This window comes from Anoxybacillus amylolyticus (assembly GCF_001634285.1).
In the GTDB taxonomy this organism is placed as follows: domain Bacteria; phylum Bacillota; class Bacilli; order Bacillales; family Anoxybacillaceae; genus Anoxybacteroides; species Anoxybacteroides amylolyticum.
This window is the reverse complement of the sequence record NZ_CP015438.1, coordinates 959,534-985,403: the sequence shown is the minus strand read 5'-3', so window position 1 is coordinate 985,403 and position 25,870 is coordinate 959,534. Positions and strand designations below refer to the sequence as shown.

The window sequence follows — 25,870 nt, the reverse complement described above, 5'->3', positions numbered from 1 at the left end:
TGAAATCGTTTTCATATTTGAATTATAATTCACATTATCCTAATATTCAACTAGCTGTTGCAAAATTTTTTGACAAAAAAAGCTCCTAAAGGCGATTATGCCTCAGGAGCTTCAGTCATCTGTTGCGTCATCGTATAAAACTTTCGTTTATGCTGAGCAGTGAAATAAAACACAGTTCCTAGCGATAAAATGATGATAAATGCGGCTAAAATAACGGCATTTTTCCACATAAACGCAAAATCACCGCTAGAAATCACTGCCTTAAACCCAAACACCGAATACGTCATTGGTAAATAATGATTGATCGGCTGTAACGTTTTTGGAATCAGTTCCAACGGAAACGTTCCTGCACTTGTCGTCAATTGCAAAATCAAAATCACAATTCCGACAAAGCGCCCCGGATCACCTAACGTAGTGACAAGGAATTGAATCACTGCAATAAACGCTAAACTTGTAATAATGCTGAAGATAATAAAGTTCGGCACACTTTGCACATGTAAATCAAGTCCTACAAGCAGCACTGTATCAGCTAATAACGCTTGAACAACGCCAACAACCGCTAAGACGCCGAATTTACTGAAAAACCATTGCACTCCAGAGCTTGGTGTACTTGCTGGTTCGCGCAACGGAAAGACAATGGATAAAAGCAATGCACCGACAAACAATCCTAGCGACAAGAAATATGGAGTAAATCCGGTGCCGTAGTTTGGTACGTGATGAATTCGCTCATTTTTCATTTTGACGGGTTCACTAAACATCCGGTACACATCATCGTTTGCTTTTACATCGCTTGCTTTTTTCGCTCCGTCCGCTAGCTTATCGGCCAATTGTTTAGAACCGTCATCGAGCTTTTTCATTCCGTCTACTAACTGATCCGAACCATCAGAAAGTTGTGTTACTCCATTAGACAACGTAAAAATACCGTTTTCTAACTTTGTCATGCCAGAAGCGAGCTTCCCTGATCCGTCTGCCAATTGGCTCGCTCCATTTTGCAATTTGGCTGAGCCATCCGATAACTGATGTAATCCTGACGTCAATTTCCCACTGCCGTTTGCTAGTTGGGCAATTCCCTCTTTTGCTTCTGTCATTTTTTCTCCAAACGTCGTAAGTCCTTGTACAATGGTTCCTTGTCCTAAAGCAAGTGCATTCGCACCGGCTGCGAGTTGCTCTTGCGCAGAAACAAGTTGATTCATTCCTTGAGCGAATGCAAGTTGCCCGTTGTATAGTTTGGACGCCCCTATTGCTAATTTTTCAGCGCCTGTTTTTAATGCGCCCGCCCCATCCGCAAGCTGGGCAACCCCACTAGCAACTTGCTTACTTCCTTCAGATAATGGCAATAAATTGTTTTTTAATGTTTGCAATGTTGCTTTTTCGTTTTCATCAGCCGTTTTAGCAATCATCATATCGAGCTGAGCAATGACTTGTTGCAAGCCAGCACTCACTTGAGTTGCTCCTGCTTCGGCACTGTCCGCTCCTTGTTTCCATTGTCCTAGTGAAGCTGCAAGACTACCAGCACCGTTTTTCACTTGCAACGTTCCCTCTGTTAATAGCGGTACTTTTTGTTTCATTTGCTCCATTCCACCTAACGACTGTTGCAACCCGTTAGATAGTTGTGTGGATCCTGTTTCTGCCTTTTTCGCTCCCTCAAGCAACTGTTCCTGCCCTGCCTGAAGGCGGGAAAATCCTTCATCAAGTTTTCCAAGACCAGCTTGGAGTTGTTCTGAGCCAATGCTTGCTGATTTTAAACCATCTTCAAAGACAAGGGACTTTTCCGCTAGCACCTGCAAATTCCGATAAATTTCTGCTGCACCGTTTTTTGCGTCTTTTGTTCCTTTGGAAAGCTGTTTACTCCCTTCTTTCGCAGAATGAAGACCTGTTTGCAATTGTGCAGCGCCATCTTTTGCTTTTGTCACTCCATCATGTATTTGTTTTGCTCCATCGCTTGCATCGTGAAGCCCATCCGCCATTTTCTTTACATTCTCTAGCATCGTTTCCGCATACGTAGCAGTTACTGTATGGGAAAGCTCTTCTTTTATTTTTTCGACTGCTGTATTTCCGATTTGTGCGGATAAAAAGTTAAAGCTTTCGTTTGGCATATAAATAAGCGTCATTCGCTTTGGATGCTCGTCTTGGATGGTCGTTGCATTCTCCGAAAAATTTTCTGGAATTTTCACGGCCATATAGTATTTCTGATCGCGCAATCCCTTTTCTGCCTCTTGCTCTGTAACAAAATGCCAAGCAAATTTTTTGTTTTCTTTTAATTTGTCAACCAATTCTTTACCAATCTCTAGCTTTTCTCCGTTAAATATTGCTCCCTTGTCATTGTTGACAACCGCTACTGGCAGTTCATCTAAATGAGCGTACGGATCCCAAAATGCCCAAAGGAACATGCCACTATACAAAAGCGGAATAAACAAAACCGCGATAAGAGGAATCAACAGCTTTCGGTTTTGGATAATCGCTCTCCACTCTTGTTTCATTTTCTCCCTCCTTTATACTATTGACCATTTTGTTCATTTAGTCATTTATAAGAAAAAGAAGAAGGACCATCTATTGTGATAATCCTTTCAAAAAATAAAGTTCAAACAATTCGGCAATTTTTTCTTCTGATAGCGGCTTGTTGTCTTTTTCCCATTCAAACACGAGTGCAATGTACATTTTTAACATTAAAAATGCAGTAATTTCTGGATCGCACGACCGAATTTCCCTTTTTTTTATTGCTTCCTCAATTTTTTCACGAATATAGGAAAGAACCGCTCGATCGAGCTTTTTCATCACTTCTTGAACGGTTGGCGTTCCGATATCTCGCACTTCTTGAAGCAATTTGATTGTTAATTCGTGCTGCTTGCGAAATGCTAAAATACGGTACAACGCTCGATGGACGTTTTCCAAAAACGGACGGCTAGGATCGATCGCTTCTTCGGCCGCTTCTTTAATTTCGCTAATTAGCGACATAATAATTTCATCAAGCAACTCTTCTTTACTATTGAAAAATGTATAAATCGTCCCTTTGCCAACATTAGCTAGTTTAGCTACTTGTTCCATCGTTGTTGCTTTATAACCAAAAAGGGAAAAAGATTTCGTTGCCGCTTCAATAATTTGTTTTTTTCGATTAACTGCCATCGTCCTCATCCTTTAAATTGACTAAATGAACGTTTTGGTCATTTCGTAAATACATCTTAACACGGTTGCTTCTGAAAGTAAAGAGGTTAACTGTTATTAGTTAACCTCTACCACTAACTGTTTGTTGACGCCTAAATAATCAAGCACTTTTTTGACCGCTTCTTCTCCTTGATCAATACAGTCAGGCAACCCTAATCCCTCATACGAGCTACCTGCCAAAAAGACGCCTGGGAGTTGCTCGTTTATTTTTTCTTTCACTGTTTCCATTCGTTCTTTATGTCCGACCACGTATTGCGGCATTGCTTTTTTCCAGCGAGAAACAACAGCAAATTCAGGACGACCGTTAATTCGCATAATTTTATTCAAATCATCAATCACAACTCGAATAATGTCATCATCCGATTGCTCCACAATCGCTTCATCTCCAGGACGACCAACATAGCAGCGCAATAGCGCCTTTCCCTTCGGTGTGGTATGCGGCCATTTTTTATGCGTCCATGTGCAGGCAGTAATCGTATAGTCGTTCCGCCGCGACACAACGAAACCTGTTCCATCGATATTTTGTTCGATTGCTTCTTCGGCAAAAGCAAGTGCAACAGTAGCAACCGATGTAGACGGCATTGTTTTAAACGGTTCAAAAAATGATACGTTTGGAAACATCTCCGGCACTACTTGGTGCGGTGCAGCAACGATTACACTATCAGCTGTCCATACTTCTCCATTGCTTAAATACAGCCGGTAGCGACGATCGTGTTTTTCCACTAGTTCCACACGAATGCCTTTGCTGACGCTACCAGGCTCAAGTCGTTTTTCCACTTCTTCTACAAGCGATTGTAAACCGGTTGTTAATGTTTGAAAAATACCTTTTTTGTTGGCGGTTTCTTTTGCTTTTGGCGTTGTCCGCTTTGCTCCAAGTACAAGGCTTCCATGTTTTTGTTCCAAGTGAAAAAATTGTGGAAACGTCGCCATTAAGCTTAGCTGATCAATATCGCCAGCATAAATGCCCGACAGTAGTGGCTCAATTAAATTTTCCACCACTTCATCGCCAAGGCGGCGCCGGAAAAACTGCCCTAACGACAAATCCCCTACGGTCTTCGTTGGCGGTAAAATAAAATCAAGCGCTGCCCGCAATTTACCAATTGGAGAAAATAGGCCGCTCAATGCAAACGGACGAATTTTTGTGGGGATCCCCATCACTGCTCCACCTGGAATAGCGTACAATTTTTCATTCGCAAGTATATACGATTTACCGGTAGCGTTATGAACCAGTTTGTCTTGCAGCCCTACTTCATGAATAAGACGAGATGCGCTTTGTTTCCGGGCTAAAAAAGAATCTGGACCTCGTTCAATGACAAACCCGTCGCGAACGACCGTTTGAATTTTCCCGCCTAGCCGATGGGTGGCTTCAATCAATTTGCATTCCAGCGGCAATTGTTGCTGGTTTATCATTTTTTGTAAATAATAAGCGGCAGCAACCCCTGTAATTCCGCCTCCAATGACTATTACCGTTTGCTTTTCGTCACTCACTGTTCCATCGCCTTCTTTACATGGTTTAACACAACGGTTGCTAACGCATCGATAAATAGTGGTTGAGCATTTGGCATGGGTGGACGATAATAAGTTGCACCGATTTCATCGGTGACGTTTTTGCATTCGATATCGTTGTCATACAGCACTTCTAAATGATCGGCGACAAATCCGACTGGTGCATAAACAAAGGTCGTATATCCTTTTTCTTCGTACAGTTGCTTCGTTAGTTCTTGCACGTCCGGTCCAAGCCAAGGTTCCGGAGTATTTCCCGCACTTTGCCATCCAACCGCATAATGCTCGATTCCGGCCTGTTCTGCAATTATTTTCGCTGTTTCTTCAAGTTGCTGTGGATACGGGTCACCGGCAGCAATAATTTTTTCCGGCAAACTATGCGCCGATACGATTAATACAGCTTTTTGCCGTTCGGTGGCGCTCATCGTTTCGTAAATTTCTTTTATTTTTTCTACCCAATATTGAATAAATTTTGGCTCTTTATACCAGCTTTCCACACAATAAATGACAGGACCACCAAGCTTTTCTGCTTCCGCTTTTGCTCGTGCATTATACGCCTGAATACTAAAAGTCGAAAAGTGTGGAGCAAGCACGATGCTAACTGCTTCCTTCATTCCGTCAGCGTGCATTTGTTCAACAGCCTCTTCGACAAACGGCTCAATATGCTTGAGCCCTAAGTACATACGAAATTCCATTTCGTCTTGGATTTCGTTCAGCCGCTTTTCTAACGCCTCCGCTTGCTCTCTTGTAATTTTCGCAAGCGGGGAAATGCCGCCAATCGCTTCATATCGTCCTTTCAAATCTTGTAGCATTTCAGGAGACGGCTTGCGGCCATGGCGAATATGTGTATAATACCGTTCAATGTCTTCTTCTTTATAAGGGGTTCCATACGCCATGACTAATAGCCCTATTTTCTTTTTTCTCATTTTTTTCCCGCACCTCATTTCCGTTTTTCGGCTGTGTACTCATGAATAAACGCCGTCAGCCTCTTTAATGTTTCTGGTTGGATGTCTGGGAAAATACCGTGCCCTAAGTTGAACACATACCCTGGATTTTCCATCCCCTCATCTAAAATTCTCTTTACGCGCTCTTCAATCACGTCCCATGGTGCAAGTAATACCGCTGGGTCTAAATTTCCTTGCACCGCCTTTGTTACACCGTTTGCTCGCGCTTCTTTAATCGACAGACGCCAATCAAGCCCAATAACATCAAGTGGCAAATCGTTCCATTCCTTCGCTAAATGGCTAGCACCGACGCCAAACATAATCAATGGGACGTTTTCTCCGCGCAACGCGAAGAAAATGCGTGCCATTGTCGGTTTAATAAAATAGCGATAATCTTCTACATTCACCGCACCGACCCATGAATCAAAAATTTGGATTGCCTTCGCCCCTGCTTGAATTTGCGCTTTTATATAGCGAATCGTCATATCTGCAAGCTTGTCCATAAGCGCAAACCACGCTTTTGGCTCTGCATACATAAATGCTTTTGTTTTGTTATAATTTTTCGACGGACCGCCTTCAATCATATAACTTGCCAATGTAAACGGCGCACCCGCAAAGCCGATAAGCGGCACATTTAACTGTTCGGTTGTCAATAATCGGATCGTTTCTAATACGTACGGAACGTCTGCTTCAGGGTGGATTTCCCCGAGTTTTTCAACATCTTGAAGGGAACGGATCGGATTGGAAATAACCGGTCCAATTCCTGCTTTAATATCCACATCGACACCGATCGCTGGAAGCGGTGACATAATATCTTTATAAAGAATCGCTGCATCAACATTATATTGTTCGACAGGTAAGCGCGTCACATACGCACATAACTCCGGCTGATGAGTGATTTCAAACAGGGAATATTTTTCTTTTAACGCGCGATACTCTGGCTGCGACCGTCCTGCTTGCCGCATATACCAGACCGGAACGTACTCCGTTTTTTCTCCGCGGCAAGCACGTAAAAATGTATCATTAAATGAACGTTTCATTTTCTTCCTCCGCCTTTCTGCCAATGACATTAAGAAAACTTGGCCACAAGCCAAGTGGGGTACAATAACAACTATACAAGTTTCTTATTTTAATGTATAGCGAACGTGGTAAACTGTCAAAAAATTGACGATTTATTTTTTCAAATATTGAAGGGCAGCTGTACCGAGCAATTTTGCCGCAATCAGCATCGCTTTTTCATCGAAATCAAATTTCGGATGATGATGTGGGTACGGACTTGTGATGTTTGCTGCTTTTGCTCCTGTAAAGAAAAAAGAACCTTTCACGTTTTGTAAATAATAAGCGAAATCTTCTCCTCCCATATGCGGCTCTGTTTCTTCTATAGTAGTCACTTCTGGAAGTTGTTTCGCTATGTCAACGATAAAATTCGTTTCTTCGGAATGGTTGACAACCGGTGGGTAGCCTTTTGTATACGTATATTCATATGAACAATCCGCCGCTAAGCAAATGCCGGTTGTGATTTTCTCGATTTCTTGGGCGATTTCATCACGCAATGCTTCGTCAAACGTGCGCACCGTTCCAACAAGTTTTGCCGTGTCCGCAATGACGTTAAATGCATTATCCGCGATAAACGAACCAATAGATAAAACGGCCGGTTGCAACGGATTGACACGGCGACTGACAATCTGCTGCAGTGCTAACACAAGCTGTGCAGCTACAACGATAGCATCTTTCGTTTTATGCGGCTGCGCTCCATGCCCCCCCTTCCCTTGAATCTTAATTTCAAACCGATCGGCCGCTGCCATGATCGGGCCTGTTCGATATTGAATCGTTCCGGTCGGCTCGGTTGCCCATAAGTGGGTACCAAAAATGACATCTACGTCATCGAGGCAACCGTCTTCAATCATCCCTATCGCTCCGCCTGGCGCGTATTCTTCTGCATGCTGATGGATAAACACCACCGTTCCAGAAAGTTCGTCTTTTATGTCATAAAACGCTTTTGCTAGAACAAGCAACGTCGCCGTATGGCCGTCGTGCCCGCATGCATGCATGACACCTGGAACGGTTGATTTATAAGGAACATCTTTCTCATCTTGGATTGGAAGCGCATCAAAATCAGCGCGCAAGGCAACTGTTTTGCCTGGGCTGGCTCCAACAATTTTAGCGACAACTCCGTTTCCACCGACACGTTCCCGCACTGAAACCCCTAACGTCTTATAATAGTCCACGATATATTTCGCGGTATTATATTCTTGAAACGACAGTTCTGGATGTTGATGTAAATAACGGCGAATGGCCACCATTTCGTCGTAATACGCTTCTAAACGTTCGTATAGTTTTTCAATCATCCTCTCGCTCCTTTCTCTTTTTCTTATTATATCATGATATAAAGCAATAATGAGAAAAAGCTGCCCCGTTTAAAGGCAGCCCTTCTTCTATAACAGGAACATTGCCACAACCGTTGTCACGGCAAGCCCGACGACGACTGGAATTAAGTTACGCCGCGCTAATTCAAACGGGTCGACGCCGCAAATGGCAGCAGCCGGAATAAGCGCCCACGGAATTAATGTTCCACCGCCAACCCAAATCGCAGCAATTTGTCCGAGTGCAGTAAGCGTTGCCGCGCTAGTACCGAGCGCAACCGCAAATAAATGAGCGATAGAGCCAGCTAATGAAATGCCAGAAAATCCAGACCCATCTAATCCTGTAACAGCACCCACAAGCGTCAACGTCACTGCCCCTATTTCTTTATTTAGCGGAACAGCGTGAGCGAGCGCAACACCTAAGTCGTTAACAATGCCTTGCGAAGCTTTTGGCAAATATTCACCGATAATGTGGACAAATCCTGCATCTCCTAAATAGAAAAACGCAGCAATCGGAATAACCGGACCAAATATTTTAAATCCAAATTGAAACCCTTCAATTAAATAATTCGTTATTTTTTCAAAACTACTGCGTTGATGAGCAAAAATGGAGAGCAAAATCAAAATGAAAATAGCTGTCCCGCCAATAAGCGCCGTCGCATCCCCACCTTGCAATTTTAAATAAGACATCGCTACAACATCTGCAATAAACAAAATCGGGATAAGCATCGCCAATCCTTTTTTCGCGCCGTTCGACAACAATAGTTTTGTTTGCTCTACCTCTTCTACTGTTACAGCTAATTCGTTTGTGACGGTTACTTTTCCAGCTTTCATATCACGTCGCAACAAAATAAACGCCGTCACTGTTGTCACCATTCCCATCACAAAAACGAGCGGAACGCTAGCCGACACGACTTCTGCTACCGGAAGACCTGCTGCATCGGCGGTTAATTTAGGTGCCCCTTGAATGACAAAATCACCTGATAAAGCGATGCCGTGACCGAATAAGTTCATCGCCATCGCAACTCCAATCGCCGGCAACCCAACACGAAGAGCAACTGGCAATAGCACTGCCCCCATAAGTGCAACCGCTGGCGATGGCCAGAAAAACCACGAAATGACCATCATCAATAGCCCAATCATCCAATACGCTAAATTTGGCGTACGAATCAAGCGAGCAAATGGAGAAATCATCGCGTCATTAATGCCAGTTATCGTTAAGACTCGACTCATTGCCACAATCACTGAAATAATTAAAATAGTCGGCAACAGCTCAGTCATAGCGTAAATAAAACTGTTAAATACCCCGCTGATTGCTGCACTTAACGAATGAGTGGCAGTAATCGCTAACAAGAAAATGCCAATCATACAAACAAGCGATGTGTCTTTTCGTGCCACCATAAATCCGATGATAAGCACAACGAAGACGACGTAAATCCAATGCAACGCAGTCAACTCAACCCCCATGCTTTTTCCCCTTTCCTTGTTCTATTCACACAGGCTATCGCCTAATGAATGTGCTACATCATATGAAAAAGGGAAAAAGATGTGCCTGTCGATTTCCACGGAAATAGTCGAAAAACAACGAAAAACGGAAGCGGCTGAAGGTGAAGGAATAACAAAATGCCGCTTGTAGTGGCGGCACTTGATAATCTTACTCATGAAAAACGGTATATTTTGTTACATAGGAAGGACGCGGGAACATTGGCGGTTGTTTTTCTTCTTGAGGAGCCGTTTCTCGTTTTCCATGTGCCCGCTCAAATGCTTTCGACTGCTGCCAATTTTCAAAGTGTTCTTTTCCTTCCCAGCACGTCATAATTATATACGTATCATTCGACAACGGACGCAAGACACGAATTGCCACAAACCCTGGCTCTGTTTCAATTAACCGTGCCCGTTGGTTAAAGCGATACTCAAATAACGGTCTCCCTTCTTCTGTCACAGGGATATTGTTACACACAACAAACGCCCCACCTAACTCTCCAACTGCCTCTATTATTTTATATCGCCGCGGTTCGTGAAAAACAGTTTCTCCCTCTGTTTCATGAACTAAAACGGCTGTATCCCCGCCATCAAGCAACACCATCTTTTCTTTCGCATGCGTTTCTTTCACCGTTTGCAAATACGTTAATGTCCCAGTCGTAATATACATGTTTTTCACTTTATTCCCCTCCATCGATTCGAAAAATAGCCAAACACAAGCCAATAAATAAAGCAAAGCCCCAATCCTAACGTCCACGCACTAGATACCCAATAATTTCTAATTGTTAAAATAAGCACAAATACTAAATTTTGCACAACTAATAACAAAAATAATAGCTGTAATACTGCTTTTTTTCGCGTAGAAGATGGCAAAGGGTATAGTCTAACAAGCACATGCCCACGATGATGATTGGATAAAACAAATAGCTGTATTCCAGTCGCATACAAGAAAAAGCAAGCAGCAAGCGCTTTTCCGTATTCAGTTGGCACTATATAAATAAGAACACAGCCAATCATCGTTAAGCGCACATAAATGCCAAAATAGTCCCCCGCTCTACTAAACGTGCGTACATATAAATAACGAAACGCTTCTTCTTTGTGAAAATCAGAAGAAAATCGAAGCAGCACATCTAGCCAAAGGCGCCGCTTTGCTTTTTCTTTCATATGCGGCACATCGGTAAAAAGATTAGCCAGCCGATAAAACCGCCTCATTGCTTGTGCTTCTTGCCAAATAAGCGCCTCCCACGGAAGCGGTTTTCGCTTCGTTTCATTCCAAAAATAAATGGTGATACATGTCACGATTACTAATAAAATAAGGAACAAAAACTTTGGAACGTCTACCAGCAGCAAATAAACGACTACGCCATTCAGTAAAAAACGCCCTATATTACTAAATATTTCTTTACGCTCAACCCAATGTGTTTCCCGCCAATGAATCCATACATTCCACCCTTTCCATATCCATAAAAAGAAAGAGAAAAACGAAAGAGGCATCGACGCAAACCGCAGATGAAGGGGCACAATAACAAGCAACCCAACGAGCAAAAACAACGTTTGCACCGCAAAACTAAACAAAAGTGAGCGCTGAATATATGGACGGAGCTTTGTTTCGGCAGGTGTTAAAAATACGATATCCGCTTCTTGCAAAAACGTACGAACGGAACTTGGCGTTACAAAAAGCGCCAATACGAACGCTTCCACAATAGCGTACGGAAATTGCGGCGATAGCTCACGCACCCATTTTTCATATATCACTGCCCCTGCACTTAGTCCAATCAACACAACAAACAACAAATGATCATTCAACATATAACGCAAATAGCGTCTTACTTCCACAACATAACGGCTAAACCGTTCGTTCCATAACTTCTCGCTATTCATCGTATTCTTCTTCCTTTGTCAGCTCGATATAAATTTCGTCAAGCGTAGCAGCCGGAAGCTGAAATTGTTGCCGTAGCGATTCGACAGTCCCTTTCGCTTTCACTTTGCCATGATGAAGAATGACGAACGAATCGCAATATTTTTCCGCTGTTGCTAAAATGTGTGTGGATAACAAAATTCCGGCCCCTTTTTGTTTAACTTCTTGCATCCAATGAAGCAATGAATGAATTCCGAGCGGGTCAAGCCCTACAAACGGCTCATCAATCACGTAAAGCAACGGATTGACTAAAAAAGCGCACATAATCATCACTTTCTGTTTCATGCCTTTGGAAAAATGAACAGGAAACCACGATAACTTTTTTTCCATGCGAAACGCTTTTAATAATGGGCGAAGCCGCTTTTCATACTCATCTTTTTCCAGTCCGTATGCCATCGCGGTTAACTCCAAATGCTCTTTTAACGTTAGTTCTTCATATAATACAGGTATTTCTGGAATGTACGCTAACTGCGCACGATATGCTTCTTTTCCGTCTGCAAACGTTTGTCCGTTGAGCGTAATTTTTCCTTCCCGCGGCTCCATTATCCCGATAATATGCTTAATCGTTGTGCTTTTTCCTGCTCCATTCAATCCAATCAATCCAACGATTTCGCCACGATCTACCGTAAATGAAACATCCTGCAACACATTGCGGTTTGTGTAGCCACCGTATACATGCTGAACTTCCAAAAGTGCCATCGCCTGCTTTCCTTTCTTTATGAGGATTACCATTATTTTATCAAAAAAATTTGCTGTTTTTCAAAAAAAGATGTATATGCTCTTCATTTGTGGGCATGATAATTAGCGAAGAGGGGATGAGAAGTTGATGAGTCATCCGCATGAAAACAAGGTGTTTACGAAAGATAGCACCGTCGGAAGCAAAGGAAAATTCCTTGTAAATGAGGTGTTTGTCGCAGATCATCAAGCAGAGCAGGATGTCCAATCCGAGCAAGGGGATGGTCACCTTGAACAAAACATGTTCATGAAGTAAAAAACCTTTTTGTAAATGAGGTGTTCATCAAACGCCATTTTGCGTAATGAAACTCTCACCCCTTTTCAACGAGGACAGGATGTAACCAAAACGGCTTACGTCCTGTCCTTTATTATGATAAAATAAAGACAAAAATGGCAAGAAAGGTGGCCTGTTCCATGAATGATTGTATTTTTTGTAAAATTATAAATGGCGAAATCCCTTCCGCAAAAGTGTATGAAGACGAACACGTAGTAGCATTTCTTGACATTAGTCAAGTGACAAAAGGGCATACACTTGTTGTGCCAAAAGTACATATGACCGATCTTTTCGAATTGACGCCGGACGCTGCTAGCCAACTGTTCCGTACTGTTCCAAAAATCGCTAATGGCATCAAAAAGCAATTTGCCCCTATTGGATTAAATATATTGAATAACAACGGGGAACTCGCTGGACAAACGGTCTTTCACTTTCATATGCACCTTATCCCGCGGTATGGCAAAGGCGATGGCTTTGGCGCTGTTTGGAAATCAAACGCAAGCGACTATACATTTGAAGATTTGCAGGCAATCGCAACAACGATTCAAAAAGGAATTGAATAAAAAAAGGAATCGAATAAAAAGAGGGAAGCGCTGATCGCTTCCCTTTTACTGTTGAAACGCATTTTTCAAATCGCTGTCCTTCACTTGAACGTTTGCTTCTTTGATTAGTTTTTCAACTTTTGATTCCATTTTAGAGGCATCAATTTTATTCTTTTTCACTTCAAATTCAATTTCCTCTTTCATTTGTTCGTACGATGGCTTTTTCTTTTTATCCGTCACTTTAATAATATGGTAGCCATATTCTGTTTTCACCGGTTGGCTAACTTGTCCAACATTAAGTGCATATGCGGCGTCTTCAAACTCTTTCACCATTTTTCCAGGACCAAACCAGCCTAAATCGCCACCATTTTGCGCTGAACCAGTATCTTGGGAGTATTCTTTTGCCAGTTTGGCAAAATCTTCCCCTTTATCTAGTTTCGCTTTAATTTCTTTTGCTGTTTTTTCATCTTTTACTAAAATATGACTAGCACGGATTTTCGGTTTATACTGGTTATAGTATTGCTTTAATTCATCTTCCGTTACTTTTACATCTTCCATCGCTGCTTTTTGCCGCAATAAATCGAGTTTCACCATGTTGCGGATCGCTTGCTCTCCGCTTTGTTGCACAGCGAGATCATATTGGGCGCCATACGTGTCTTTTAAATTTTGAATTTCCCGTTCGATTTCTTTTTCACTTACTTTGTATTTTTTCCCAAGCACTTTTTCATATACAAGATCACGAATGACCTCTTTTCCGACGCGTTCCTTCATTGCTTTATAGAACTCGTCTTTTGTGATATCGCCTGCCTTCGTTTCCACAATCACTTCTGATCCGCCGTTATTGCATGCAGACAATGCGAGAACAGAAGCGGCCGTCATAAACGCAATCTTCCATTTTTTCATTTACCCACAACTCCTACCATGAAAATTTCGCAAACTACATTCATAACTATAGCACATTTTCCCATCATGCAAAAATTTTTTCCCGCTAGTCATGTGCCCATACCCGTTTTTTACGGCGACATATGATGAAGTATCACAGCCTATGAAGGGAGGTGTTGTTCATGGGCGCACCTTATGCAGGAGGATTTGCGTTAATCGTCGTCTTGTTCATTTTATTAATCATCGTCGGCAGCGCTTGGTTGTTCTAACGAAAAGCGAAGGCGACTGGTCAGCTGCGACGGGGCAAATGTTCTTCCCCCGGAGAGGTGCTTTCCACCTCGAGGGGGAAGGTTATTTGACCCCCGAGCAGCTAGGAGCCGCAGCTAGACAAGAAAAGCGAAGGCGACTTCACCTCACAAAATGAACAAAAAGCTGGCAGTCCTTGCTGTCAGCTTTCCTTATGTAAAAAGCACCTCGAAATAAGAAGAGATAAGCAAAATGGTAATCAATACATTAATCGTCCGAAACACGGTCGGCTGTTTTTCTTCTGGAATCTCTCTCTGTACACAAAGCGCATTTGTCAACTGATTAATCGAAAACAAAATGACCATGGCAAGGGGTATAAAATACAATGCCATACGCCAATCCCCACCTATCCCTTACAAAATTACTTCCTTTACTTTACAACGTTTTTTCCGATAAATCAATATGTTTTTTGCAAGAGAAACCGGCATTAGATAAAATAAACATAAGGAGGAAGCAGCATATGGAAGACATGATTGCAAAGCTAACGTTCCACCGTTCACTGTTACTAGAAATGGTTGACGAAACAAAAAAACCGTTTTACCATCTTGTCGTCGCGAAAAATTTATCGAAAGAAGAAGTGGAAGAAACAATTTCTCTTTGTGAATATTTGAGCAAAGAGTATGAAAAACAAAAAGCGGAAGGCTTTACGGTTTTCACTCCGCTCCTACTCCATTTTGCTGGAATGCTCCATCCCGATCTTCCGCTTGAAAAAACAGTGGACGCCCTTTTGCAGCAACAATTATTCGTTCCACTCATGCAAGAATTTAAAAAGTTAATGGCGACGATCCCTTCATGACGACGGACTTGCTAATTCTTCTACTTCCTGCTCTCGTTTTTTCACAAGCTTTCCGTCTTTTTCAATAAAGTCTGCTTTAATGTTCTCAAACGATTTCTCAAAAATCTCCATGAAATCGTCCCCATAAATATTGCGGATAATACACATCATTTCTAAAATTTCCGGAAATTTTCCGTACAATTCACGCAGTGGCAACGCACCGTTAAAAACCGCGTTTTGTCTTGGGTCGTACGACTCCATTAACTTTAATAATATTTCTTCCCCTTTTTCTGTTAGCTCAATGTAAGTATTGCGCTTATCATCCTGCTTTTTCGAAAACGCCAATAATCCACGTTCTTCTAATTTTTTTGAAAAGTTAAAAGCTGTTGAAACATGCATAACGCCAAATTTAGCAATTTCTGAAATGGACGCGCCTTTAAAATGATAAGCAATCCATAAAATATGGTGCTCATTAATGTTTAAATCGAACGGCTTGATCCATTGTTGCCAATCTTTTTCGATCGACTTCCAAAGCGCTTTGCTTAACTGAGCTATTCGCTGACTAAATAGCATTGCCTCTTTTATAGAATAATGTTGTTCCTTGCTCTTCATCGTTCCACCCACTCTTCCCTCACCATTATTATTTTATCTTCTATTATGCCAGTAAAATAAAAATTAATAAAGATGCAAATGTTAGAATTTTTAAATAAAATATATTTCCAATAATTCATAACTGAGCCATTCGTCGCATATAGTGAACATAGGGGGAAGATAATGATGTATCTAATAATCTTTTTCTATTTGCTCAGCTTCGTTTTTTTCTGTCTAGCGATTTCCACGTTCCTCGCGATTCCAAAAGCGAAAATGTACCCACCGAAAAAAGTGCTCAAACATCGAATGGCGCTATATGTGATTATCGCAATTTTTTGCTTTTTTATCGCATGGAGTTTGCGCTATATTTAGCTATAGCAAAAACCCGACCAAAGGGCGATCGGGTTTTTTATCCTGTAAACAAACAGCCACCTTCCTTCTCCTCTCTTCTCCTCTAGCCTCTTCTCGTGTGTGTTATTGTTAGAATTTTCTCACATTATACTACTTTGTCGTGTAAAAGGGAAGAACATTTATACATTTCGTTTACGAAATTCATCCATAAACTGTGCTAACGCTTCACACGCTTCGTACGGAACAGCGTTGTAAATCGATGCACGGCATCCACCAACCGAACGATGTCCAGCGAGTCCGACAAACCCACGTTCTTTTGCCGCGCCTAAAAACTTTTTCGCAACTTCATCGTTCGGTAAATTGAACGTAACATTCATCAACGAACGGCTTTCTTTTTCCGCATGTGGCAAATAAAACCCGTTACTTTTGTCAATCGCCTCGTAAATGACGGCTGCTTTTTCTTTATTTCTCTGTTCAACTGCTTTCACTCCACCTTGTTCTTTCACCCATTCTAACACAAGAGAAAGCATATAAATCGCAAATGTCGGTGGTGTATTGTATAAAGAATTGCTAGTAGTATACGTACGATAGTCTAGCATTGTGGGTAAATTGTCCGGAATGCGTTCGAGCAAGTCATTGCGAAGGATAACGACTGTCACCCCCGATGGTCCTAAATTTTTTTGTGCGCCAGCATAAATGAGGGCAAATTGCTCGACATTCACTTCGCGACTTAAAATATCGCTCGACATATCCGCCACTAAATCGACCGTCAAATCCGGAAATTCATGCCATTGTGTTCCAAAAATCGTATTATTGGACGTAATATGTAAATAGGCCGCCTGTTCTGAAAGTTGGATGTCTTCTGTTGCTGGAATGCGCGTATAGTTCGTTTCTTTTGTGGATGCTGCTACGTGCGTTTTCCCTACTTTTTTTGCCTCTTTCAACGCCTTCTCTGACCAAGAACCTGTTAACACATAATTTCCGATTTGCTCATTTCCTAACAAATTCATCGGCACCATGGAAAACTGCAAACTTGCACCGCCTTGTAAAAACACCACATCATACGTATCCGGAATGTTCATCAATTCTTTTAATAGCTGCTTAGCGTTGTTGTGTACTGCGTCGTATTCTTTGCTGCGGTGACTTAACTCCATTACTGACATTCCCGTCCCTTGAAAATCAAGCAACTCTCTTTGCGCTCGTTCAAGTACCGAAAGAGGAAGTGCAGATGGACCTGCATTAAAGTTATACGCTCGTTTCATGTTCCAGTCCCCCACTTTATTTCTTTAATAAATAACAGTTACTTATTATCCTAACATGAAAATAAAAAAAATAAAGACAATTCTCATTAAATTCATAAAAAAATTAAATCCTTGTGCTCGTCACAAGGATTGTTGGCTCCGACGCATTTTTTCTTCACGAATGCGCTCCATATAAATTTCGCCTTCTTTTTCAATAAATGATTCATCAATTTTTCTCTCTTGCGCGGCTGTTCTTACCGTCATATAGCCGCTAAATACGATCCCAGAAACAACAAGATACACCCACCATGGCAAAGACAGCATGATTTTCCCCCACTTTCCTCAGCATGTCTTATTTTCACTATATGAGTGCAGCTCGTTGTTTATGCTCTATTTTTACCGATGAAATGTCGGCTTATAAAACGATCGATTATCAAGGGCAAAAATGCGCTCGGTAAACTCACCCGGCTTTACTTTTTCTAATGCGCGGTCAATCATATTCATTTTCGCATCGAGGTTATCAATATAATGAAGAATTTCTGCTTCTTTTACCATTGGCGGTTTTGGGCTTCCCCATTCCGCTTTTCCGTGATGACTCAACACTAGATGCTGCAAAATAATGACTTCTTCTCCGCTAATGCCCAAATGTTCTGCAGCTTTGCTAATTTCGCTTACCATAATCGAAATATGGCCAAGTAAATTTCCTTCAAGCGTATACGCTGCTGAAACCGGACCGGATAACTCGATCACTTTGCCAAGGTCATGTAAAATAACCCCCGCATACAATAAATCTGCATCCAGCGACGGATACAGCTTCACGATGGCTTTCGCTAAATCTAACATCGACACCACGTGATATGCCAACCCTGAAATAAATTCATGGTGGTTTTTGGTTGCTGCCGGATACTCGAGAAATTTGTTTTCATATTTTTTTAACAAATATCTCGTAATGCGCTGAATGTTTGGATTTTTCATTTCGAAAATATATTGAGTTAATTTCTCCATCATTTCCTCTTGTTTCATCGGGGCAACTTCCAAAAAATCTGCCACGCGCACATGGTCGCTGGTGTTCGCTGGACGAATGTTACGAATTTTCAGTTGCGTTCGCCCACGGTAATTGCTAATATCGCCTAACACTTTCACGATGCTTTGCGGAACATACGTATTTTCGTCTTCTACCGAAGCATCCCATAATTTCGCCTCAATCTCTCCCGTTTTATCTTGCAAAATGAGCGTCAAAAACGGTTTTCCGTTACTAGCCACTCCCTTTGTCACCGCTTTGACTAGCAAATAAACGTCGATTTGTTCGCCGACTTCGTAATGAATAATTCCTTTCGTCAATCGTTTCTCCCCCGTTTCCGTCTTCTATTTTTTTAGTATACCATACGAATGGCAAGGCAAAAAACAAGACCTTGCCAAAGCAAGATCTTATTTTTTCGTTAACTCGATCGCTTTTTTCATATCTTTCCAAGAAGCAGCCTTTCCATACATCAGCACCCCGCCACGATAAATTTTCGCACCGATAAAGGCGACAAATATAATCGTTCCGATTAAAAGTGAGATACTTATCGCCACTTCCCAATCGGCAATATCCAACATGCCGATGCGCAAAAACATAATAAGCGGTGCAAAAAACGGAATGAACGACGTGACGGTAATCACTGGAGATTGTGGGGAATCCAACCCGAACATCGCAATGAAAAAAGAAGCGAGCACAAGCAATGTTACAGGAGTCACCACAAGTTGCACGTCTTCTAAGCGGCTGACCATCGAACCGAGCGTCGCAAAAAGGGTAGCGTATAACAAGTAGCCTAATAAGAAAAAGATGACGGCATAAACGAGCGTTTTGGCCGGAATGTGTTCTGTTCCTAATAAACGGAATAACTCATATCCGTTGCTTTTCAGCGAGCTAAAACCGATGATAAATAAAAACGCAAACTGCGTAAGGCTAAGCAGCGCCACCCCGATAATTTTCCCGAACATTTGCTGGACGGGCGAAACGCTCGAAATTAAAATTTCCATGACACGCGATGACTTTTCAGTCGCAACTTCAGAAGCGATCATCGACCCATACATTAAGACAAACATATACATCGCAAATACTATTGCATATACCAACCCGCGTGCTTGCTGCAACTCTTCCTCCGTTTTCGCGTTTTTTTCTAGCGCAACTTTTTGAAAAGACACCGGCTCATATAGTTGCGTCACTTGTTCTGGCGTTAATCCGATTTTTGCGGTAGCCAACATCGTTTTTAGCTGCTGGAGTGCCTGTTCAAGTGTTCCTGCTGTATCACTATTGGCAATCATATTAGCATAATATGTCGCTTTCGGCAGTTGCTTGTCGTCATACGCTATCGTTAAAAATGCATCCCATGTTTCATTTTTCACTTTTTGTTTCGCTTCTTGCTTCGTTCCTTGAAACAGCTTCAGTTTTAGCTTACTATCCCTATTTTTCGCCAATTGCGCTTGCAGCGGTTCATATAGTGCTCCTGTTTCATCGATGATTCCCACGACTTTCTTTTCATCTTTCGTAAAAAAATCAATAATATGGTTCAAATTCGTCACGCCAAACGTAAGCAATCCGACAATAACGGTAATTACGAGGAACGATTTCGATTTTAATTTGGTGATATACGTATGCCAAAGTACAATCCAAAACTTATTCATAGGCAGCACCTACTTTTTCAATGAAAATGTCGTTTAACGATGGCTCTTCTAACGCAAACTTGCGAATAAATCCTTTGTTAGCGATATGAGCGAAAATGTGTTGCGAAACTTCTTCCTGTTCGATTTGCAAATGAATGCCTTCCGCTGTCCGTTTCGCTTTCACAACGCCTGGAAACTGGCTTAATTCCTCTAACGGAAAATCGGCATGAATGATGACATTTTTTTTGCCAAAGGAGCGTTTAATCTCTTTTAGCGCCCCTGAAACGACTGGTTTGCCACGATGCATAATGCATAAATGCTCACACAATTCTTCGACGTGCTCCATGCGATGACTCGAAAAAACGATTGTCGTTCCATTTCTTTTTAAATCGATAACCGCTTCTTTTAATAGCTCGACATTGACAGGATCAAGACCGCTAAACGGCTCATCTAAAATCAACAGCTTCGGACGATGCAAAACAGCAGCGATAAATTGAATTTTTTGTTGGTTCCCTTTCGATAATTCTTCGACCCGCTTATCGACATAATCAGGGACTTTAAACCGTTCGAGCCAATCCATCATTTCTTTCATAATGGCCGGTTTTTTTAATCCTCGCAACCGTGCCAAATAAATAAGCTGCTCTTTTACTTTCAGCTTCGGGTACAAGCCGCGCTCTTCCGGCAAATAGCCGATTAAATGGCTTTGGTCATACCGAATTCGTTCATTGTTCCACGTAATCGTTCCTTCCGTGGGTTCTAAAAGCCCTAAAATCATTCGAAACGTCGTCGTCTTTCCAGCTCCGTTCGCGCCTAAAAGTCCAAACATCTCTCCTTCTGGAATATGAAGCGTGACATGATCGACAGCCGTTACATGCCCAAATCGCTTCGTGACTTGTTCCAAGTGTAAACTCATTCTCACTCCCCCATTTTTCAAATAAAAGATAATTTTTCCACAACATATTACACGTTTTATCTTATCGAAAAGTTTCACTCATTAGAAGGATTTTTACAAAAACTAAAAGAATAATGAGTAATGAATCACCATTCAGCAAAGGGGGAAACAAAATGCCGATGTTCACATTGACTGCTTTTGATAAAAACGGTGAAAAACTATTAGACGAAACGTTTCAGGCGGCAAACGAAGAAGAAGCGAAAAAAATCGGCGAACAAAAATTGCGCGAGCACAATTGCTTAGACAAAACCCACCGCTGTACAACATCAAGCGGAAAATTGATTTTGTTTCATCGGTAAAAAATCACTCCCCGATTGCGCGAACAATCGGGGAGTTTTCTTATTGAAATAATTGATCCATCATTTTTAGTTTTTCTTCCGTATAATGCATAAAGTTTTCATTATACACTTTCGGCTCTTTCGGGTTGGCAAAGCGGGTGATCGCCCGTGTTTTCGGGTGAACGAATTTGCTCGAAGCGCCGCAGCCAAGCCCGATAATCGACTGCTGTTCTTCCATAATCATGATATTATAAATGCTTTCTTTTCCTGGCAATGCATACCCAACGTTTTCTAAATTACCGAGAATGTTTTTTTGGCGATATAAATAATACGGAACATAGCCATTTCGTTTCGTCCAGTTTTGCGCGCTTTTCATCATTTCGCTAATTTCATCGCGGTCAGCTACTTTATATTTTTCTTTATTTTTCGTCATTTCGGACGCTCGCTTAAACGAAAGGGTATGGACGGTGAGCGATTCCGGCATTAATTTTTCTGTTTGTGCTAACGTATAATTAAATTCTTCCATTCCTTCCCCAGGAAGGCCGATAATTAAGTCCATATTGATATTGTTCATTCCCATTTGCCGAGCTAAATGAAATTTTTCTATCGTTTCTTCGACGGTATGGTGGCGACCGATCGCTTGTAACGTTTCTTGAATGTACGACTGTGGGTTAATGCTAATGCGGTCAATCTTCCATTTTTTTAGCACGTTCAACTTCTCTGGCGTGATCGTATCTGGTCTCCCTGCCTCGACCGTAATTTCGCGAATTCGTTCCATGTTAGGGAACGATTCATACATTTTTTCATACAACCGGTCCATCTCTTCCGCTGTAATGCTCGTTGGAGTGCCGCCACCGTAATAAATGGTCGTAATGTTAATGTCTCGCTCTTTTAAAAACTTCCCTACCGCTTGCATTTCATAATGAAGCCCAGACAAAAATGAGTCCACCGACCCTTGGCGACCGTTAATCGCATAAGCCGGGAACGTGCAATAGGCGCACTTCGTCGGGCAAAACGGAATACCGATATAAAGGCTCACTTCGTGGGAAAGATCATATAAATCTGGAACAACCGTTAACTGCCGGTCGACAATGTCTTGCATCAGCTGAATTTTTTCCTCCGCGACCAAATAGTCTTCACGAAGCTTCCGATGCGCCTCCTCTCTCGTTAGCCCAGCGCGCAAGTGTTGATGCAAAAGCTTCACTGGACGCACGCCCGTTAAAATACCCCATGGTTGAATTAACCCTGTATATTGCTGAAAAAGAGTTAAATACACATGGGAAACTGCATTTTTCCATTGTTTCATCCGTTCTTTTTCGTTTAAGCACGGCCGCAAGTCAATCCGATATTCTCCTTTCCATTCCCGACTGCTTTCGGTTTCAATCAGCATGCCGGTTACAATCCCTGTTTCTTCCCCATGTAGGGAAAAAGTCACGATAATATCTGCGGCAGCAACAGGAGAAAATAATAGTTCATATTCTTCAAAAAACAGTCCAGTAATTACTTCTAGTGGACGTTGAAATTGTTCTACATTATATAATCCGTACACTTGAATACGCAACGGAAACCACCTTTCTTCTGTCAAACTTATTTAAGTGTACAGAAGGCTGTTTATAATCGTCAAGCATGTACTTCATGCAAAAAACCGGAGCAATTTCTCCGGTTTACTGCTTCATTTTCAACATGTGCAAAAACTCTGGGCGCTGCTGTTTACGGAAATGTTCTTTTACCATATACGCTACCCCAAGCTGTTCGTTTGATCGCGTTACCCAGTCCGCTGCTTTTTTCACCTCGTTTGACGCATTTCCCATTGCCACTCCTAACCCCGCAGCTTCAATCGCTGGAATGTCATCAAGCCCGTCACCAATCACTACCATGTCTTTTAACGAAACGTGTAGCGATTGTCCAAGACGCTTTAAGCCAGCTAATTTGGAAACTCCTTTAGCAACGATCTCGATTTTTCCGTTCGGCTGGGTAATAACGTCAATCGTCGGAAACGCTTCATGTAAAACCGCTACCGCTTCTTTCTGTTCTTCTTCACTCGCAAAATACACATCGATTTTCGGAACGGCAAGCGGCTCATCACGCAATACGTCGCTTAGCGAATCAACAAACTGCGTTGGGTAAAAAAACGGATCTCCCGAAGAAAGCACTGTTTTCGCCACGAGTTGTTTTTTCACTTTTTTGCGATTCGCGAGCGAATACCGTTCATACATTAACCGAATATTGCATGCATAATTTTCGAGTACATGGACGATGTTAAACGTCCTTTCCTCCGGAATGAGTGCTTCATATATTTTCTCATCGACTGATTTTCCAATCATCGCTCCTTGAAATGCAATAATCGCTGTATCTAGTTTCAACGCCTTGGCGATTTTTCTTGCGGACAGCAAATCGCGGCTCGTTAGTAATGTCACGTATACACCCTTTTGTTTCACAAACTCGACTGCTTCTTTCGTTTCTTTTTGCAGCCGGCCATTTGGTTTTAAAATTGTACCGTCAATATTTAACGCAAGTAATTTATACGCCAATGTTAGTCCCCCTTTGTCGTGTTGTCACTCTAATAGCTATGACAACATAACAAAAAAAAGAACACTCAAATGAGTGCTCCGTTATTCGGTGAACGAGCGGTATAACTCTTCTAGCGGCTTCATCGCGATTTGATTAATGTCCGAAATCACAGTGCTCATTCGTTGTTCTAGCATCATTAACGCTACTAATTTTTCGTTTTGTTGCGCAAGAGACATCATCGCTTGTGCTTGTTGGACTTCCTCTGGCGAAATGTCCGCTCCCATCATTTGTTTTTCATGAAGTTGCATTTGTACATCACGGAATTGTGTAAACATACGGTATGTGGCTTCATCGCGACGCACCGTTTCGTACGCTTGTTTTAGTTGTTGAAACTCGTCACTCGCACGAATCGCCTGCTCTAGCTGCTGGGCGATTGTATATAACTGGGACATAAAAAAGCCTCCTTGTGAAAAAATAACGTGCTGCTGTTATTACGATATGCAGGCAAACAAACGATATGCTAAAACTATAGCCATAACCCAACGAGCGCTTGGAAAATGCCAATAATTCCACCAAGCAATGCACCTAAATACGTAATCATTTTAAATTCGCGCCGCGAAATCGATAAAATCATTTCTTCGAGACGCTCTACGGAAAATGTTTCGACTTCCGTCCGCACAATGTCCGCGATTTGTAACCCTTCCACAAGCGTTTCTACTCGATCGCTCACCCATTGTATTCCTTTCTCTACCATGCTTGGAACCCACTCATGAATCACCTGTTGTCGATATGGTGCTAGTACATCGGCCACTTTTTGCTCAAATATACCACTTGATTCGATTGCTTTTGCTACAAAATCATAGAGCGACTGATGAATCCGCTCTTTTCCAATCAACGCTTCAACGGAGGCAACCGATGAGTCCGTCCACTCATGCCATTCATCCAATAAAAGTTGGGCAAGTAGTTCTCGAGTTCCGTTATGGGCAAGAAATTTTACAATTTCTGGTTGAACTTTATCCACCAAATTGACGTTACCAAGAAACATTTGTAACATATTCCCCAACATCCCTCGACCGATAAAAAACTCATCGATCATTTTCGCGATACGCTGCTTTCCTGCGTCACTTTGAAAATAATGAATTGCATGGTCCGCAATGCAATGTGACATCTCGTGAATCCATTTCTCCATTTTTTCCTGTATTTCCGGCCGAAGCAGTTCGTGAATTCTTTTTTCTTGATGGTCATCCATCCATTGCTTATACAGCTTGTCCGCCCATTCGCCAGCTTTCGTACGCACTACTTTTTCCGGAGCATTTATTCTAAGTAGCTGCAGTTGTTCTGCCACCGTGCGCTGGCAGGTAAACCACCGTTCCACCCATTGCTGTACCAGACGAACCGTATATTCTTTTAATTCACGTTCCATCAATTTCCGGCGAATGCCGTCTGGGGTGAGTAAATGTTCGACAACCATTTTCCCAAGTTGGTGTGCAAGTTCTTCGCGTCGTTTTGGGATAAGCCCTGGAGTGAATGGAAGGCGTTTCCCGTATATATATATCGGTTGGTACGGACGAAATAACATTTTAATCGCTAGCGCATTCGTCACACCGCCAATGATTGCCCCGATTGCTATCATAAACGAAAAATATAAAACGGTTCCCATTTCTTCCCCCGCTCCTTTCATTACTCGTTTGCCTAGTTTTTCATTATATCGTTTGTTTAGCAAAAGAGCAATGAAAGAGATGCTTAACGGCGTGTGAGATTAGAAAAAAACAAACTATGTTCAAGCGCCTTCGTTAGCGCTTGATCCGCCGCCCACCTTTGCGAGCGAGCACATTCTTTTGCTATCTCATAGTAAAGCAGCGCTTTTTTGATTTCATAAAAAAGAAGGACGGAAACAATATCTTCCGGCGGAACAGCTTGTTCAACCCTTTTATTCCAATACGTCCCTTTCTGTAAAAAATAACTATATTGCCAAATGTCATACTGTGTTTGTTCATGTTGCACATAAGCAGCTACTTTTTCTTTTTCCCATGCGTTGTCCATGTTCTCAAGCCATACGCCTGCCAACTGTTTACTGATAGTAATCGAAGCAATAATTTGCTCTAACGTCCCTAGCATGTTCTCCCCCCTTTTGCTTGTCCACACTGTCCCATATATATGAATGAATAGGGCAACATATGACAAACTAACAACAGGAGGGGATGACAATGGATAACGAACGATGCAAAGACTCCTGTCATGAAGGACGGGATAAATACTTTATGGACATCGACCGCATGATTAATGAAGGAATGGCAGGCGGCTATGTTCATGCGAGAAGCGACGCAACAAACATCGAAGAAGCACGCGATTTAGTCGAAGAAGAACCGCCCTACGAAGCATAGACCCGACTTCCTCTCTCGAGAGGAAGTCGG

At 42.0% G+C, this 25,870-nt stretch carries 30 protein-coding genes; 7 read left to right on the top strand and 23 right to left on the bottom strand.

All coding sequences use genetic code 11. The features are described 5' to 3' along the window. Nucleotides 1-95 precede the first annotated feature (95 nt). From GFC30_RS05135 to GFC30_RS05090, 10 genes are all read right to left on the bottom strand, one after another. Nucleotides 96-2,480, bottom strand: coding sequence for a YhgE/Pip domain-containing protein (locus GFC30_RS05135; RefSeq protein ID WP_066323186.1), 2,385 nt, complete (start codon nt 2,478-2,480; stop codon nt 96-98). A 70-nt stretch (nt 2,481-2,550) separates the two neighbouring features. Further along, nucleotides 2,551-3,123 (bottom strand): TetR/AcrR family transcriptional regulator, encoded by a 573-nt coding sequence (locus tag GFC30_RS05130; RefSeq protein ID WP_066323185.1) that lies wholly within the window; start codon nt 3,121-3,123, stop codon nt 2,551-2,553. A 96-nt stretch (nt 3,124-3,219) separates the two neighbouring features. Continuing rightward, complete coding sequence (gene hemY / locus GFC30_RS05125) at nt 3,220-4,650, bottom strand: protoporphyrinogen oxidase (RefSeq protein ID WP_066323184.1); 1,431 nt, start codon at nt 4,648-4,650, stop codon at nt 3,220-3,222. Further along, nucleotides 4,647-5,591, bottom strand: coding sequence for a ferrochelatase (gene hemH / locus GFC30_RS05120; protein ID WP_066323183.1), 945 nt, complete (start codon nt 5,589-5,591; stop codon nt 4,647-4,649). Before hemH ends, hemY begins: the two co-directional genes overlap by 4 nt. A 14-nt stretch (nt 5,592-5,605) precedes the next feature. Then, nucleotides 5,606-6,649, bottom strand: coding sequence for a uroporphyrinogen decarboxylase (hemE, locus tag GFC30_RS05115; RefSeq protein ID WP_066323182.1), 1,044 nt, complete (start codon nt 6,647-6,649; stop codon nt 5,606-5,608). Between the two features lie 132 nt (nt 6,650-6,781). Beyond that, nucleotides 6,782-7,957 carry a M20 family metallopeptidase gene (locus GFC30_RS05110; protein ID WP_066323181.1) on the bottom strand — a complete coding sequence of 392 codons (1,176 nt, stop codon included), beginning with the start codon at nt 7,955-7,957 and terminating at the stop codon, nt 6,782-6,784. An 87-nt stretch (nt 7,958-8,044) separates the two neighbouring features. Continuing rightward, nucleotides 8,045-9,439: a hypothetical protein gene (locus GFC30_RS05105; RefSeq protein ID WP_066323180.1), complete on the bottom strand. Its 1,395-nt coding sequence runs from the start codon at nt 9,437-9,439 to the stop codon at nt 8,045-8,047. Nucleotides 9,440-9,626: 187 nt separating this feature from the next. Beyond that, the gene (locus GFC30_RS05100) at nt 9,627-10,133 is read right to left on the bottom strand and encodes an antibiotic biosynthesis monooxygenase family protein (protein WP_084256197.1); all 507 of its coding nucleotides are present in this window, start codon (nt 10,131-10,133) and stop codon (nt 9,627-9,629) included. Continuing rightward, nucleotides 10,130-11,335, bottom strand: coding sequence for an ABC transporter permease (locus GFC30_RS05095; protein WP_066323179.1), 1,206 nt, complete (start codon nt 11,333-11,335; stop codon nt 10,130-10,132). Before GFC30_RS05095 ends, GFC30_RS05100 begins: the two co-directional genes overlap by 4 nt. Next, nucleotides 11,328-12,071: an ABC transporter ATP-binding protein gene (locus tag GFC30_RS05090; protein ID WP_066323178.1), complete on the bottom strand. Its 744-nt coding sequence runs from the start codon at nt 12,069-12,071 to the stop codon at nt 11,328-11,330. The genes GFC30_RS05095 and GFC30_RS05090 overlap by 8 nt, the downstream gene beginning before the upstream one ends. Before the next feature lie 124 nt (nt 12,072-12,195). Here GFC30_RS05090 and GFC30_RS17055 point away from each other — a divergent pair, with 124 nt between their 5' ends. Both GFC30_RS17055 and GFC30_RS05085 read left to right on the top strand, forming a co-directional pair. Further along, on the top strand, nt 12,196-12,363 hold the full coding sequence (locus GFC30_RS17055) for a hypothetical protein (protein WP_158512131.1): 168 nt from the start codon (nt 12,196-12,198) through the stop codon (nt 12,361-12,363). A 158-nt stretch (nt 12,364-12,521) separates the two neighbouring features. Then, nucleotides 12,522-12,944 (top strand): HIT family protein, encoded by a 423-nt coding sequence (locus GFC30_RS05085; protein ID WP_066323177.1) that lies wholly within the window; start codon nt 12,522-12,524, stop codon nt 12,942-12,944. A 45-nt stretch (nt 12,945-12,989) separates the two neighbouring features. Here the strand turns inward: GFC30_RS05085 and GFC30_RS05080 are convergent, their stop codons facing one another. Then, the gene (locus GFC30_RS05080) at nt 12,990-13,826 is read right to left on the bottom strand and encodes a peptidylprolyl isomerase (RefSeq protein WP_066323176.1); all 837 of its coding nucleotides are present in this window, start codon (nt 13,824-13,826) and stop codon (nt 12,990-12,992) included. Nucleotides 13,827-13,987: 161 nt separating this feature from the next. Here GFC30_RS05080 and GFC30_RS16415 point away from each other — a divergent pair, with 161 nt between their 5' ends. Further along, nucleotides 13,988-14,074 (top strand): YjcZ family sporulation protein, encoded by an 87-nt coding sequence (locus GFC30_RS16415; RefSeq protein ID WP_084256195.1) that lies wholly within the window; start codon nt 13,988-13,990, stop codon nt 14,072-14,074. Between the two features lie 189 nt (nt 14,075-14,263). On the opposite strand, the gene GFC30_RS05075 is transcribed toward GFC30_RS16415, so the two are convergent. Beyond that, on the bottom strand, nt 14,264-14,443 hold the full coding sequence (locus tag GFC30_RS05075; protein ID WP_066323175.1) for a hypothetical protein: 180 nt from the start codon (nt 14,441-14,443) through the stop codon (nt 14,264-14,266). Nucleotides 14,444-14,571: 128 nt separating this feature from the next. Here GFC30_RS05075 and GFC30_RS05070 point away from each other — a divergent pair, with 128 nt between their 5' ends. After that, a complete protein-coding gene (locus tag GFC30_RS05070; RefSeq protein WP_066323174.1) occupies nt 14,572-14,907 on the top strand; it encodes a DUF1878 family protein in 336 nt (111 codons plus the stop codon). On the opposite strand, the gene GFC30_RS05065 is transcribed toward GFC30_RS05070, so the two are convergent. Beyond that, entirely contained in the window at nt 14,902-15,498 is a 597-nt protein-coding gene (locus tag GFC30_RS05065) for an HTH-type transcriptional regulator Hpr (RefSeq protein ID WP_179946286.1), read from the bottom strand. The two genes, GFC30_RS05070 and GFC30_RS05065, sit on opposite strands and share 6 nt — an antisense overlap. A 162-nt stretch (nt 15,499-15,660) precedes the next feature. Between GFC30_RS05065 and GFC30_RS05060 the strand changes: the two genes are divergently transcribed. Next, nucleotides 15,661-15,849, top strand: a complete 189-nt coding sequence (locus GFC30_RS05060; RefSeq protein ID WP_066323172.1) for a membrane protein YhzF — start codon at nt 15,661-15,663, stop codon at nt 15,847-15,849. 158 nt (nt 15,850-16,007) lie between these two features. Here GFC30_RS05060 and serC read toward each other — a convergent pair whose 3' ends face one another. From serC to GFC30_RS05035, 5 genes are all read right to left on the bottom strand, one after another. Next, the gene (gene serC, locus GFC30_RS05055) at nt 16,008-17,090 is read right to left on the bottom strand and encodes a 3-phosphoserine/phosphohydroxythreonine transaminase (protein ID WP_066323171.1); all 1,083 of its coding nucleotides are present in this window, start codon (nt 17,088-17,090) and stop codon (nt 16,008-16,010) included. A 120-nt stretch (nt 17,091-17,210) separates the two neighbouring features. Then, the gene (locus tag GFC30_RS05050) at nt 17,211-17,393 is read right to left on the bottom strand and encodes a sporulation YhaL family protein (protein ID WP_066323170.1); all 183 of its coding nucleotides are present in this window, start codon (nt 17,391-17,393) and stop codon (nt 17,211-17,213) included. A 72-nt stretch (nt 17,394-17,465) separates the two neighbouring features. Further along, on the bottom strand, nt 17,466-18,410 hold the full coding sequence (yhaM, locus tag GFC30_RS05045) for a 3'-5' exoribonuclease YhaM (RefSeq protein WP_066323169.1): 945 nt from the start codon (nt 18,408-18,410) through the stop codon (nt 17,466-17,468). 87 nt (nt 18,411-18,497) lie between these two features. After that, the gene (locus GFC30_RS05040; RefSeq protein WP_066323168.1) at nt 18,498-19,736 is read right to left on the bottom strand and encodes an ABC transporter permease; all 1,239 of its coding nucleotides are present in this window, start codon (nt 19,734-19,736) and stop codon (nt 18,498-18,500) included. After that, the gene (locus tag GFC30_RS05035) at nt 19,729-20,628 is read right to left on the bottom strand and encodes an ABC transporter ATP-binding protein (RefSeq protein ID WP_066323167.1); all 900 of its coding nucleotides are present in this window, start codon (nt 20,626-20,628) and stop codon (nt 19,729-19,731) included. Before GFC30_RS05035 ends, GFC30_RS05040 begins: the two co-directional genes overlap by 8 nt. Before the next feature lie 152 nt (nt 20,629-20,780). Between GFC30_RS05035 and GFC30_RS05030 the strand changes: the two genes are divergently transcribed. Then, complete coding sequence (locus GFC30_RS05030; protein WP_066323166.1) at nt 20,781-20,966, top strand: YhzD family protein; 186 nt, start codon at nt 20,781-20,783, stop codon at nt 20,964-20,966. A gap of 40 nt (nt 20,967-21,006) precedes the next feature. Here the strand turns inward: GFC30_RS05030 and GFC30_RS05025 are convergent, their stop codons facing one another. The 5 genes from GFC30_RS05025 to GFC30_RS05005 form a co-directional block, all read right to left on the bottom strand. Further along, nucleotides 21,007-22,506 (bottom strand): coproporphyrinogen III oxidase, encoded by a 1,500-nt coding sequence (locus tag GFC30_RS05025; RefSeq protein ID WP_066323165.1) that lies wholly within the window; start codon nt 22,504-22,506, stop codon nt 21,007-21,009. A 103-nt stretch (nt 22,507-22,609) separates the two neighbouring features. Beyond that, nucleotides 22,610-23,476 carry a Cof-type HAD-IIB family hydrolase gene (locus tag GFC30_RS05020; RefSeq protein ID WP_066323164.1) on the bottom strand — a complete coding sequence of 289 codons (867 nt, stop codon included), beginning with the start codon at nt 23,474-23,476 and terminating at the stop codon, nt 22,610-22,612. 81 nt (nt 23,477-23,557) lie between these two features. Further along, nucleotides 23,558-23,908, bottom strand: a complete 351-nt coding sequence (locus GFC30_RS05015; protein WP_066323163.1) for a YlbF/YmcA family competence regulator — start codon at nt 23,906-23,908, stop codon at nt 23,558-23,560. 74 nt (nt 23,909-23,982) lie between these two features. Beyond that, nucleotides 23,983-25,116, bottom strand: coding sequence for a DUF445 domain-containing protein (locus GFC30_RS05010; protein ID WP_066323162.1), 1,134 nt, complete (start codon nt 25,114-25,116; stop codon nt 23,983-23,985). 83 nt (nt 25,117-25,199) lie between these two features. After that, nucleotides 25,200-25,574, bottom strand: coding sequence for a hypothetical protein (locus tag GFC30_RS05005; RefSeq protein ID WP_066323161.1), 375 nt, complete (start codon nt 25,572-25,574; stop codon nt 25,200-25,202). 83 nt (nt 25,575-25,657) lie between these two features. Here GFC30_RS05005 and GFC30_RS17135 point away from each other — a divergent pair, with 83 nt between their 5' ends. Then, nucleotides 25,658-25,840 carry a hypothetical protein gene (locus GFC30_RS17135; protein ID WP_179946285.1) on the top strand — a complete coding sequence of 61 codons (183 nt, stop codon included), beginning with the start codon at nt 25,658-25,660 and terminating at the stop codon, nt 25,838-25,840. The last annotated feature ends 30 nt before the right edge of the window (nt 25,841-25,870 follow it).